12 protein-coding genes are annotated in these 12,542 nt (G+C 64.4%); 10 read left to right on the forward strand and 2 right to left on the reverse strand.

The window, feature by feature from the left end:
• The first annotated feature begins 9 nt into the window (after window positions 1–9).
• The 4 genes from OSH05_RS02975 to OSH05_RS02990 all read left to right on the forward strand — a co-directional run bounded on the left by OSH05_RS02975 (window position 10) and on the right by OSH05_RS02990 (window position 3,996).
• Window positions 10–1,623, forward strand: a complete 1,614-nt coding sequence (locus tag OSH05_RS02975) for a histidine--tRNA ligase (RefSeq protein ID WP_104218769.1) — start codon at window positions 10–12, stop codon at window positions 1,621–1,623.
• The gene (locus OSH05_RS02980; protein ID WP_104218770.1) at window positions 1,620–2,732 is read left to right on the forward strand and encodes an ATP phosphoribosyltransferase regulatory subunit; all 1,113 of its coding nucleotides are present in this window, start codon (window positions 1,620–1,622) and stop codon (window positions 2,730–2,732) included. The genes OSH05_RS02975 and OSH05_RS02980 overlap by 4 nt, the downstream gene beginning before the upstream one ends.
• Window positions 2,729–3,715, forward strand: a complete 987-nt coding sequence (hisG, locus tag OSH05_RS02985; protein WP_104218771.1) for an ATP phosphoribosyltransferase — start codon at window positions 2,729–2,731, stop codon at window positions 3,713–3,715. Before OSH05_RS02980 ends, hisG begins: the two co-directional genes overlap by 4 nt.
• A 122-nt stretch (window positions 3,716–3,837) precedes the next feature.
• Entirely contained in the window at window positions 3,838–3,996 is a 159-nt protein-coding gene (locus tag OSH05_RS02990; RefSeq protein WP_165801554.1) for a hypothetical protein, read from the forward strand.
• Window positions 3,997–4,025: 29 nt separating this feature from the next.
• Here OSH05_RS02990 and OSH05_RS02995 read toward each other — a convergent pair whose 3' ends face one another.
• Complete coding sequence (locus OSH05_RS02995) at window positions 4,026–4,661, reverse strand: DNA-3-methyladenine glycosylase I (RefSeq protein ID WP_104218772.1); 636 nt, start codon at window positions 4,659–4,661, stop codon at window positions 4,026–4,028.
• Between the two features lie 241 nt (window positions 4,662–4,902).
• On the opposite strand from OSH05_RS02995, the gene OSH05_RS03000 reads away from it, so the two are divergent.
• On the forward strand, window positions 4,903–5,625 hold the full coding sequence (locus tag OSH05_RS03000; protein WP_104218773.1) for a L,D-transpeptidase: 723 nt from the start codon (window positions 4,903–4,905) through the stop codon (window positions 5,623–5,625).
• A gap of 126 nt (window positions 5,626–5,751) precedes the next feature.
• Window positions 5,752–6,363, forward strand: a complete 612-nt coding sequence (locus tag OSH05_RS03005) for a L,D-transpeptidase (protein ID WP_266352031.1) — start codon at window positions 5,752–5,754, stop codon at window positions 6,361–6,363.
• A gap of 19 nt (window positions 6,364–6,382) precedes the next feature.
• Here OSH05_RS03005 and OSH05_RS03010 read toward each other — a convergent pair whose 3' ends face one another.
• The gene (locus tag OSH05_RS03010) at window positions 6,383–7,033 is read right to left on the reverse strand and encodes a TetR/AcrR family transcriptional regulator (protein WP_104218775.1); all 651 of its coding nucleotides are present in this window, start codon (window positions 7,031–7,033) and stop codon (window positions 6,383–6,385) included.
• A gap of 231 nt (window positions 7,034–7,264) precedes the next feature.
• On the opposite strand from OSH05_RS03010, the gene OSH05_RS03015 reads away from it, so the two are divergent.
• From OSH05_RS03015 to OSH05_RS03030, 4 genes are all read left to right on the forward strand, one after another.
• Entirely contained in the window at window positions 7,265–8,476 is a 1,212-nt protein-coding gene (locus tag OSH05_RS03015; protein ID WP_104218776.1) for an HlyD family secretion protein, read from the forward strand.
• Between the two features lie 139 nt (window positions 8,477–8,615).
• Window positions 8,616–10,181 (forward strand): DHA2 family efflux MFS transporter permease subunit, encoded by a 1,566-nt coding sequence (locus OSH05_RS03020; RefSeq protein ID WP_104218777.1) that lies wholly within the window; start codon window positions 8,616–8,618, stop codon window positions 10,179–10,181.
• A gap of 138 nt (window positions 10,182–10,319) precedes the next feature.
• Window positions 10,320–11,819, forward strand: a complete 1,500-nt coding sequence (locus tag OSH05_RS03025) for an MDR family MFS transporter (protein ID WP_104218778.1) — start codon at window positions 10,320–10,322, stop codon at window positions 11,817–11,819.
• Between the two features lie 393 nt (window positions 11,820–12,212).
• Window positions 12,213–12,533: a hypothetical protein gene (locus OSH05_RS03030; RefSeq protein WP_104218779.1), complete on the forward strand. Its 321-nt coding sequence runs from the start codon at window positions 12,213–12,215 to the stop codon at window positions 12,531–12,533.
• Window positions 12,534–12,542 lie beyond the last annotated feature (9 nt).

Raw genomic sequence — 12,542 nt, forward strand, 5'->3', positions numbered from 1 at the left:
ATCCAAGCCATGGCCGATATCAAAAAGACGAACGCCCTCAAGGCGCGCCTGCCGCGCGGGCTCGTCGATCGCCATGCCGGACAGATCAAGGCCAGCGAAAAGATGCTCGCCACGATTCGCGAGGTCTATGAGCGCTATGGCTTCGAGCCGGTCGAGACGCCGCTGATCGAACTTACCGACGCGCTGGGAAAATTCCTGCCCGATCAGGACCGGCCGAACGAGGGCGTGTTCTCGTTTCAGGACGATGACGAGCAGTGGCTGTCGCTGCGCTATGATCTGACGGCGCCGCTCGCCCGCTATGTCGCCGAGAATTTCGACGCGCTGCCCAAGCCCTATCGCAGCTACCGCGCCGGCTGGGTGTTCCGCAACGAAAAGCCCGGCCCCGGCCGCTTCCGCCAGTTCATGCAATTCGACGCCGACACGGTCGGCGCCGCATCCCCGGCGGCTGACGCCGAGATGTGCATGATGATGGCGGATACGATCGAGGAGTTAGGGATCCCGCGCGGGCAGTATGTGATCAAGGTCAATAGCCGCAAAGTTCTTGATGGGCTTATGGAAACCATCGGTCTCGCGGGGGACCACAATGCGATCAAACGACTCACGGTCCTGCGCGCCATCGACAAACTCGACAAGTTCGGAGTTGACGGTGTCCGCTTGCTACTTGGAGAGGGCCGCAAAGACGAAAGTGGGGACTTTACGAAGGGAGCAGGACTAGATCCTGCTCAGATTGATACTGTCCTAGGATTGATGTCGGGTGTGGGGCAGACTTGGCAAGAATTAAAAAACTCGAAATTGCCAACCGACGATGAATGGATCGAATTCCATGGCTTATTTCCGGGACATCGCCTCCCGGAAGAACAAGGCGGAACGCCCTGGTTCTATAATACGTCAGCCCTTCTAGACACTTGGGCCGAACTCATAAAGGAATCCGAGGCAGGACAGCAGGGAGTCAACGAGCTTCGAGAAATCCTGGCCTTGTTGAGATTTGCTGGATATGGCTCTGCGCGAGTTCGCATTACTGCCGAAGTCGTCCGCGGCCTCGAATATTACACCGGTCCCGTCTTTGAGGCCGAGCTTCTGTTCGAGACCGTCAACGACAAGGGCGAGCCGGCGCGGTTCGGTTCGGTCGGTGGCGGCGGGCGTTATGATGGGCTGGTCGGGCGGTTCCGCTCCGAGCCGGTGCCGGCGACCGGCTTCTCGATCGGCGTGTCGCGGCTGATGGCGGCGCTTTCCGCGCTCGGCAAGATCGATGTCGCGGCCGAGGCTGGCCCGGTTGTCGTCACGATCTTCGATCGGGATCGGATGGGCGATTACCAGCGCATGGTGAAAGCGCTGCGCGATGCGGGCATCCGCGCCGAACTCTATCTCGGCGGCTCGGGCCCCAAGGCGCAGCTCAAATATGCCGACAAGCGGAACAGTCCCTGCGTCGTCATCCAGGGCGGCGACGAACTCGCCAAGCGCGTCGTGCAGATCAAGGATCTCGCCGCCGGCAAGGCACAATCTGCCAGCGTCACCGACAACGCGGCGTGGCGCGAGGAGCGGCCCGGTCAGTTCGAAGTGCCGGAGGCGGATCTGGTCGCCGCGGTTCGGTCGATCCTCCAGCGGCAGGGGCAGAGCCAATGAGCGTCGACACCATGCCGCTGCGCATCCTGCTTTCCGAGGCGGGGTATCGCTTCGTCGAGCCGCCGATCCTCTCCGATGCGTCGATCTTCCTGGAGGTCGCGGGCGAGGATCTGCGCCGCCGGCTCTATACGACGAACGAGACCGATGGACGCGAGCTCTGCCTGCGCCCTGAATTCACCATCCCCGTCTGCCTGCACCACCTCGCCACCGGCGATGCGCACCGCATGGCGGATTATGCCTATCTGGGGCCGGTGTTCCGGCATCGGCCTGGTGGGGTCGGCGAATTCTTGCAGGCCGGCGTCGAATCGCTCGGCCGCACCGACCGCATCACCGCCGATGCCGACATATTGGCGCTCGCGCTCGACGCCGTGGGGCTCTACGGCCTCGCCGAGCCGGTCGTGCGCATCGGCGATTCGCTGCTTTTCTCCGCCGTGATCGATGCGCTGGGTATTGCTCCGGTCTGGAAGCGCCGGCTCGCGCGCGCCTTTGGCGATGCCGAGCGGCTCGATGCCACCATCGCCCGGCTTTCGGGCAGCGGCTCGGCACCGGCCGCCTCGCATGCCGGCTTCCTCGCCGCGCTCGACGGCAGCGACCATGACGCCGCCCATCGCGTCGTCGAGGATCTGCTCTCGATCGCCGGGATCAAGTCGGTCGGCGGCCGTACGCCTGGCGAGATCGCCGATCGCTTCCTGGAGCAATCCTCGCTCGCCGCCGGCGCGGGGCTGGACGAGCGCGCCGTCGCCGTCCTCGCCCGCTTCCGCTCGATAGAAGGCGCGCCGGACCGCGCGCTGGAAGCGCTCAAGGCGCTTTCCGGCGACGAAAAGCTAGGCATCGACACGGCCATCGAAGGCTTCGAGAAGCGGGCCGAGGGCCTGTCGCGCCGCGGCATCGATCTCTCCGCCCTCGCCTTCTCCGCCGATTTCGGCCGGCGGCTCGATTACTATTCCGGCTTCGTCTTCGAAATCCACGATCCGGCGCTCGGACCCGGCCAGCAGGTCGTCGGCGGTGGCCGCTATGACCGGCTGCTGCCGGCGCTGGGCGCCAAGGCGAGCGTGCCGGCTGTCGGATTCGCGCTGTGGCTCGACCGCGTCAAGGGAGACGCCGCATGACCGACGCACCGCTCGTCCTCGCCGTCCCCTCCAAGGGCCGGCTGCAGGAAAACGCCAACGCCTTCTTCACCCGCGCCGGACTGCCCGTGCAGTCCGCCGGCAATGAGCGCTCCTATCGCGGCCGCATCGTCGGACTGCCGGATGTCGAGATCGCCTATCTCTCCGCCTCGGAGATCACGCGCGAACTCGCCGCCGGAACGGTGCATCTCGGCGTCACCGGCCGCGATCTCGTCGAGGAGGAGGTGCCGGACTTCGCCGAGCGCCTCGACCTCGTGCTGCCGCTCGGCTTCGGCCATGCCGATGTCGTCGTCGCCGTGCCGGAAGGCTGGATCGACGTCCGCACCATGGCCGACCTCGATGATGTGGCCGCCGATTTCCGGCCACGCCATGGCCGCTGGCTTACGGTTGCGACGAAGTATGTGAATCTGACGCGGCGTTTCTTCGGTCAGCACGGCATCGCGGATTACCGCATTGTCGAAAGCCTCGGCGCGACCGAGGGGGCGCCAGCTTCGGGTGCGGCCGATCTCATCGTTGACATCACCACGACGGGTTCGACGCTCTCGGCCAATGCGCTGAAGGTGCTGGAGGATGGCGTCATCCTGCGCTCCGAGGCGCATATCGTGGCGAGCTTTGCGGCCCATTGGAGCGGCGCGGCGCGCGGCGCCCTGCGCATCATCCTCGACCGGATCGAGGCGGAGGCTGCCGGGCGCTCGCTGCGCCAGATTCGCGCCGATGTCGCCGATCCCGAGGGCGCGGCACTCGTGGCCGCCGACCGTTTCGGCGCCTGCGCCCCATTTGGAACCCCGGCCGGACCGCTGACGCTGCATTGTGAAGCGGCGAAGGTCTATGCCTGTGCGGAGTGGCTGCGGACCGGCGCGGGCGCGCGGATCGTCACGGTCGAGAAGCTCGACATGGTCTTCTCGTCAACCAGCCCGCTCGCGTCCCGGCTGCTCGGCCGCCTTGATGGACACAATGGCGGCTGAACGCCGCCTATGCGCTCATCGCATTGCTGCGATGCGCATATAACGTGTTGCGATGCAGCAAACGAGGACTACTCTTAGGTCATGCCGATGCGACAGAGCGCATCCATGAAAGGTAAGAGATCATGTTCCCCACGCTGAAGAAGCTTCGCCAGGGCCTCCGCGACTATATGAGCTATGACGCGGAGACAGAGGCACTCAACCAGGCCGGCGACCAGATCGAAGTCGAGATGATCCACCGCCGTTTTGCCAAGCAGAGCCGCCGCGGCCGCTACGGTTACTGAGGGCTGGCCTAGAAGCCAACCCAATCGACTCAGTGCGGAATGGGAGTCGTCGCGCGCAATGCCTCGGCCTCGGCCCGGCAATGACAGCCTTCCAGATGGTCGTTGACGAGACCCATCGCCTGCATGAAGGCGTAGACGGTCGTCGGACCGACGAAGCTCCAGCCGCGCTTCTTCAGATCCTTGGATAGGCGGATCGACGTCGGCGAGGCCGGCATCGCCGCGAGCGTCGCCCGGTCGACCCGGTGCGGACGCTCCTCCACGGTGGGCTCGAAGCGCCAAATATAGGCGGCGAGCGACCCTTCGCTGGCGATGATATCCAGCGCCCGGCCCGCATTGTTGATGGTCGAGACGATCTTGCCGCGATGGCGCACAATGCCGGCATCAGCCAGCAGCCGCTCGACATCGCTCTCGTCGAAGGCAGCGACGGCTGCCGGCTCGAAATTCGCAAAGGCCCGGCGGAAATTCTCGCGCTTGCGCAGGATCGTCAGCCAGGACAGGCCCGACTGGAAACCTTCGAGGCAGAGCTTCTCAAACAGGCGGCGATCATCGACGACAGGCCGTCCCCACTCCTTGTCGTGATAAGCCTCATAGGCCGCGTCGCCATGCGCCCACCAGCAACGAACCTGCCCGTCGGCGCCCCGCTCCAATCCGCTCGGAAGACCCAAGGCCTACCTCCAATATGTTCATCCTTTGTTCTGATGAATAGCCGGACAGATCCATTGTCGCAAGGGATAGCTATGCCGCCCGTCTCTTAACCGGCGGTTCACCATAATCCTGGCGGATCGCCGTAGATTTACCAATTCTTGGGGCGGGCATTGGAGGATTCCCTGGCGGCGATGCGGGTGCGGCGTTGCGAATCACCGCGCGTTCCCAGTTTCGCAAGACGCCTGTAGCTCGAGTCCGTCCATGCGAAATCACGCCCTCGTCCTAACGCTCGCCTTTGTGCCTGCGCTCGTGGCCCTGCTCGTCCAACCCGCGAGCGCGGCGTCCAACAATCGCTATATTCCGCGCCCGCCGGTGATGCTGAGCCCGGACCTGGCGGAGCCCTGGCTGATGCAGCTTCATCCGGACAATCGTGTCACGATCGCCGCACCCGTGCGGCGACAGCCGGCCGCGCCGGTCGCGCTGCTCTTTCCCGGCGTAAAGCCCAAGGCGCCCGCCGCGGCGACCGGCGCACGCAGCTTCGATCCGGCCTTTCTGCCGATCGTCGTGTCGTATAGCGGGCCCGAACGCCCCGGAACGATCGTCATCGATACCGAGGCTCGCTATCTCTATCTGGTGGAAACGGGCGGCACGGCCCGCCGCTACGGCGTCGGAGTCGGCAAACCCGGCTTCGAATGGGCCGGCACCCACACGATCACGCGCAAGGCGGAGTGGCCGGACTGGACGCCGCCGCCGGAAATGCGCCGCCGCCGCCCCGAACTGCCGCGCCACATGGCGGGCGGTCCCGGCAATCCGCTTGGCGCTCGCGCGATGTATCTCGGCTCGACGCTCTACCGTATCCACGGCACGAGCGAGCCGTGGACCATCGGCCGCGCCGTGTCCTCCGGCTGCATCCGCATGCGCAACGAGGACGTCACGGACCTCTTCGGCCGGGTCAAGGTCGGCACCCAAGTGATCGTCCTCTGAAGCTCCTCGCCCCGCGGTTTCCGTCTCTTGCGACGACCGCGGTGCTTTTCTATCGTATTTTGGTGTAGATTCGTCCGTCGGGGGCGTGCGGCACAAGGCAATTCAAAAAGACAAGCGGGGACGACAATGAAGATCGGACGAGTACTGAGCGGAATGCTGCTCGCCGCGGCGATGACCATGCCCTCGCAGCACGCGAATGCCGAGAACTTCCTGAAGCTGCTCTTCCAGGGCAATGGCGATTTCCAGCCATCAGGCCCGGGCGTCTCGCTCCAGTCCAAATATCAGCGCCAGCGGGTGAACTACGGCACGAACGAGAAGCCGGGGACGATCGTCATCGATACGGACCAGAAATTCCTCTACCTGGTCGAGGGCAATGGCAAGGCGATGCGCTACGGCGTCGGCGTCGGTCGCGAAGGCTTCGGCTGGAACGGCACGGTCAAGATCGGCCGCAAGGCCGAATGGCCGACCTGGACCCCGCCGCCGGAGATGCGGGCCCGCGAGCGCAAAAAGGGCCGCATCCTGCCCGTATCGATGGAGGGCGGACCGCAGAACCCGCTCGGCGCCCGGGCGATGTATCTCTATGATGGCGGCCGCGACACGATGTTCCGCATTCATGGCACCAGCGAGCCCTGGACCATCGGCCACAACGTCTCGTCGGGCTGTATCCGCATGGTCAACGCGGACGTATCCGACCTCTACAGCCGCGCCCCGATCGGAACGAAGGTCATCGTCCGCTAAATTTGCAGACTGAGGCGCCTCAAGGCCTGCCGTAGACTTTCATGAAGAACACAACGGCCGCATCGACGCGCCGCCGGATCTCGTCCGGCGGCGGTGTCTGCAAAAGGCCGAAGAGCAGCTTGCGCATGATCCCGGTCTGCGCCAGTTCCATGAATTGCAAGGCCGCCACGTCGCAGTCCGGCACGTCGAGTACACCAGCCTCGACTTGCGCCTTCAGGTATCGCGCGATCTGGTCGGCACAGAGCTGCGGGCCGCGACCATAGAACTCGACGCCGATATCGGGCATGCGATTGACGATCGAGAAGACCGTCCGCATCGCCTGGATGTAATAGGGCCGCGTCAATATCTCGATCAGCTGGTAGCCGCATTCGGCCAGCACGCGGGCCACATCGTGGTTCTCGAGATCGAGCTGGATGACGCTGAAGAGCTCCTCGCGCTTTTCCGTCGAGATCAGCTCGACGAAAAGCCGCTCCTTGTTTTCGAAGTAGACGTATAGCGTACCCTTCGAAACCCCCGCGGACCGCGCTATGTCGTTCATGCTGGCCGCGTCGAACCCCTTGTCGAGGAAAACCCGACGCGCGCCATCCATGATCTGACGGCGTTTGCGCGGGTCCTGACCGGCGGAACTCTCGTCGATTTCGACGGCTACCACATGTTGGGCGAGCGTCACCTTCTCGATCCTTGCTGATCCGCCTGCAGCAGCGGAGCGTTTCTTGGAGCTACTCTATCCGATTCAGTCAACGATTGCCCACGGCTTGCGCACAGCAGATCGCGGATCGATTTTTTTTGACCGAACCGTTCAGTTCGATCTTGATTTAGTCGGTCGACAGGTCTAATTCAACCGCTAATGACCGAACGGTTCGGTCAATCCATCAAAATTGATATGAGCAGGAGCGGGACCATGGCGAAGGTCGCCCTCGTCGAAACTTCATCCGAAGAAGCTGGCGGCACCACGCTGGACGCGCGGCGCACCGCGGAGCTGCCCGCTGCCAAGCCGGCCGAGGCTCCTGCCGCGCCAGTTGCAGCGGCACCGAGCAAGCCTGCGGAGCCGAAGAAGAAGGGCGGCCGCCGCCGCATCGTCCTATCGGGCCTCGGGCTCGTGGCGATCGTGGCGGGCGCCTATTTCGGTCATGAATGGTGGACGATCGGCCGTTTCATGGAATCGACCGACGACGCCTATATCAGCGCGGATTCGGCCGTGATCGCGCCCCGCCTCTCGGGCTATGTCGCCAGCGTGCCGGCTGTCGCCAACAGCCGCGTCAAGGCAGGCGATCCCCTCGTCCAGCTCGATGATGCCGATGAACGTCTCGCCGTGGCCGCGATCGAGGACCAGATCGCCTCTCAGCAGGCGACGCTTTCCCGTATCGACAAGCAGACCGAGGCCGCGAAGGCCGGGATTGCCCAGGCGCAGGCGACCATCACCTCCGCCGCAGCCGATCTCGAACTCGCCAAGGCCGATCTCGACCGGGCAACCCAGCTGAATGCCAGCCAGTTCGCCAGCCGCCAGAGCCTGGAACAGGCGCAGGCGACGAGCGACAAGGCGAAGGCTGCAACAGCCTCCGCCGATGCCGGGCTGACGACTGCGGAGGCGAATGTCGCGGTTCTCCAGGCCCAGCGCGTCGAGGCCGAGCGCGCACTGGACCAGCTTCGCACCACGCTCGACCAGAAGAAGCTAGAGCTGGATCGCACGGTGATCCGCGCACCGTTCGACGGCATCGTCGGCAACCGCGCCGTGGATCCGGGCGAATATGTGTCGGCCGGCCAGCGGCTGCTCGCGCTCGTTCCGATCGCCGATCTCTATATCGACGCCAACTTCAAGGAAACCCAGTTGGCGCGGATCCGGCCGGGCGCGACGGCCACCATTACCGTCGACGCCGCGGACGGCCCGCCGATCATCGGCACCGTCGAAAGCATCGCGCCCGCCTCCGGCGCCGTGTTCAGCCTGCTGCCTCCCGACAACGCCACCGGCAATTTCACCAAGATCACGCAGCGCGTCACTGTGCGGATCCGAGTGCCGGCCAACGCGATCGCTTCGGGCAATCTGCGGCCCGGCCTTTCGGTCACGGTCGAAGTCGACAGCCGGACCGGCGGAGCGTCCCAGTCCGGCGCCTGATACCCCGATCCCTCTTCGGAGGGAGGAAGGGGGAGACGAGCACCGCCCTCCCGGTGCCCGTCTCCCCCTTCTCCACCAGAATTTCCCAACCGCCGGCGAGATATCCCCGACCGACGTCCGAATGAGACGAGACGACGCCATGGCGCCTCCAGCCCCCCATGTCCAACCGGAGATGACCGCCAAGCGGACCCTCGGCTTCGTGGCCATGTGCGTCGGCATGTTCATGGCAATCCTCGACATCCAGATCGTCTCGTCGTCGCTGGCCGAGATCCAGGCGGGCCTGTCGGCCAGCGCATCCGAAGTTTCTTGGGTCCAGACCGCCTATCTGATCGCCGAGATCGTAATGATCCCGCTTTCGGGCTTTCTCGGGCGCGCACTCTCGACGCGCTATCTGTTCTCAATCGCTGCGGCCGGCTTCGCGATCACGTCGATCGGATGCTCGACCGCCAATACGATCACCGAGATGATCATCTGGCGCGGCCTGCAAGGCTTCATCGGCGGCGGCATGATCCCGTCCGTCTTCGCCGCGGCCTTCACCATTTTCCCGCGCAATCGCCAGGCCATGGTCTCCGCCATCATCGGCCTGATCGCGACGCTGGCGCCCACCATCGGCCCGACCGTCGGCGGCTATCTGACGAGCCTGTTCTCGTGGCACTGGCTGTTCCTGGTCAATGTCATTCCAGGAATTGCGGTGACCCTCGGCGCTTATTTCCTGATCGACTGGGATAAGCCCAATTTCAAGCTGCTCGACCATTTCGACTATATCGGCCTTGTGACGCTCGCGCTTTTTCTCGGCAGCCTCGAATATGTTCTGGAGGAAGGATCCGCGAATGACTGGTTCCAGGATGAAACGATCCTGATCCTCGCCGTCGTGTCCTTCTTTGCCGGCATCGGCTTCTTCTGGCGGGTGCTGACGGCGAACGAGCCGATCGTCGACATCCGCGCCTTCAAGGATCGCAACTTCGCGACCGGCTCGCTGTTCTCCTTCATGCTGGGCGTCGGCCTCTATGGGCTCGTCTATCTCTACCCGGTGTTTCTGGCCCGGGTGCGCGGCTATAATTCGCTCCAGATCGGCGAGACGATGTTCGTCACCGGCATCTTCATGATGATCACTGCGCCGATCGCCGGACAGATCGCCCAGCGGGTCGATCCCCGCGCCATGATGGCGTTTGGTCTCGGGCTGTTCGCCGTGTCGTGCCTGGAACTGGTGCCTATCACCAAGGACTGGTCGTTCCACGAATTGTTCATCCCGCAGGCACTGCGCGGCATCGCCCTGATGACGTCGATGCTCCCCGTCAACATGCTGGCGCTCGGCACGTTGCCGCCCGATCGGATGAAGAATGCGTCAGGTCTCTTCAACCTGACGCGCAATCTCGGGGGCGCCGTCGGTCTTGCCGTGATCACGACCGCGCTCAATAATCGCTGGGATCTGCATATCAGCCGTCTGCATGAATCGGTCCAGTGGGGCCGCGAGGTGGCGAACGAGCGCATCGTCGCGCTCTCGCGAGGCCTGTCGGCGCTGGGATCCAATGCCGAGATCGGTGCTTTGCAGGTGCTGAGCCAGTCGGTCCGAAAAGAGGCGCTTGTCATGGCCTTTTCGGACGTCTTCCTGATGCTGGCCATCCTGTTCGGCGCGATCGTCCTTCTGGTGCCGCTGGCACGCAAGCCGCAGGCTCGTGGTGCGGGTGGCGGCGGGGGACACTAGCGCCATTTCTTTGGAAGCCTGATCATTGCGACAGGCAGACGAAGCGAATATTATATTCTCATCCTCTTGAACGGGCCTCGCGGACCGACAGATAGCCCTTCTGCTCCCGCCGCCCGCTAACCCTCTGGCTCCTCCGTCATGGACGCTACCGCTTCCCCTGCCCCGCAGCCGGTCAAGCTCGACGACGCAACGATCCGGACCATCGTGATCGGCGTGCTGCTCGCGATGCTGCTCGCCGCCCTCGACCAGACGATCGTCGCGACGGCGCTGCCGACCATCGGCCGCGAGCTCGGCGATCTTCAGAATATCTCCTGGGTCGTCACCGCCTATCTGCTTTCCTCGACGGCCGTGACGCCGCTCTATGGCAAAGTCAGCGACATCTATGGCCGGCGGTCGACGCTGCTGACCGCGATCACGATCTTCATGATCGGCTCGGTTGCCTGCGCTCTCGCGCCGACGATGTTCGCGCTGATCGTCGCGCGCTTTCTGCAAGGGCTGGGCGGCGGCGGGCTGATCTCGCTCGCCCACACCATCATCGGCGATGCGATGTCGCCGAAGGAGCGCGCCCGCTATATGGGCTATTTCGGCGCCGTCTTCGCGCTGTCGAGCGTCGCCGGACCGGTGCTGGGCGGCGTGCTGTCGCAGGTCTGGCACTGGTCGCTGATCTTCTGGATCAACATTCCGCTAGGCGCGCTTGCCTTCGCCATGACCGCTACGGCGCTGCGCAAGCTGCCCCGGAACGAGCGACCGCACCGCATCGATTTCCTCGGAGCCCTGCTTCTGGTCGCGGCGGCTGTGCTGCTGCTGCTGGCGCTCTCCTGGGGCGGGGTCACCTATCCGTGGTCCTCGGCGACGATCCTCGGGCTCTTCGGAGCGTCGGCCATCTCCTGGGCGCTCTTCGTCGCCCGCCTCCTGACCGCGCCGGAGCCGTTCCTGCCGCTCGGCGTGCTGCGCGACCGCGTCGTTGCCTTCGCAACGCTTGCCGGGTTCTTCGGCATCGGCACGATGGTGTCGCTGTCGATCTATCTGCCGCTGTTCTTCCAGTCGGTCCTTCACCTTTCCGCCGGCGCTTCCGGCGTCGCGCTTATCCCGATGTCCATTGGAACGGTGATCGGCGCGCAGACGTCGGGACGTGTGATGGCACGAGTCGCCTCCTACAAAAGGCTCCCGATCATCGGGCTTCTGATCTCCGCGCTCACCACAGCTTCGCTCGCACTCTTCGCCGACCAGCTCGGCCTGATCCCGCTTGAAATTCTCCTTACCATCATCGGTCTCGGTCTCGGCTCTCTCTTCCCCGTGACGATCGTCGCGGTGCAAAGTGCGGTGGCGCCTCACCATCTGGGTTCGGCGACAGCGACGGTCAACTTCATGCGGGCGCTCGGAAGCGCGATCCTCGTCGCGAGCTTCGGGGCGATCTTCCTGGCCGGCGTCGATCGCCTGGCCTCTACCGGGGGAACGTCCGTCGAGGAGAAGGTCGCGCAGGCAACGCAAGCCGGCCTGTCGCTCGGCAGCGCCTTCAGCGGCGTCTTCGCCGCCGCCGCCATCGGCATCACCATCGCACTCATCTTCTTCACGCTGATGGAAGAGCGCCCGATCCGCGGCGGCAGCCCCGGCCATGGCGCCGGCGCCGAGGCCTGACGGACACGACTCGAAACCGGGCGACCGGCCGAATTTCCGTTCCGGCCGTTCTCCCTACAAACCGGAGCCGAGCGCGATCCGGGCGCCACGTTGAAACATCCGCGCTTTCTGATATAGTATTGTGATAGATCGGCGCGGAGGACTGCATCCCCGGTGAGGATGTGAGCGCGCTGAAACTATATTGCAGGGCGGGAACGGCCTTTGGTGTTGTTCTGACCGCCGCATCGCTTGCTTTCGAAGCCTATGCCGTATCGTATTGTGCGATGACCTCGATCGAGGTCGTTGGCGTGTGAACTATTGCCGCGCCTGCCGCGTATTTCCGCGCCGCTGACGCGTCCGTTCCACCCGGCCCGACATGGGCTCCTGGGCGAGCCTATCGCCAGGGAGGCGCAGATGACGTCCGAGTCAAAGCCGGTCTCGATTTCGCTTACCGATCTCTCGAACCGAATTCCCGAGGCCGTGAAGTCGGTCAAAGCCAACGCCAAGTTCGCAGCGCTCAAGCCGGATGCGCGCTTCTTCCCCGATCCGGGGATCATCGGGTTCATCCTGAGCGAAGAGGAAATCAAGGGTCTCGATCTGACCGAGGGACGGCAGGTCGCGCGAACAATCGTGGGCGGTATCGGCTATCCCTATGATCCCGCGTTCGTTTTCTGGGGCAAATATATCGTTTGCGGCTTCTTCCCCTATCGCCGCTTCCAGGACCCGCCCAGATAGGCGGCAACC

Origin of the sequence: Kaistia algarum, assembly GCF_026343945.1 — a bacterium.
GTDB classification, from domain to species: Bacteria; Pseudomonadota; Alphaproteobacteria; order Rhizobiales; family Kaistiaceae; genus Kaistia; species Kaistia algarum.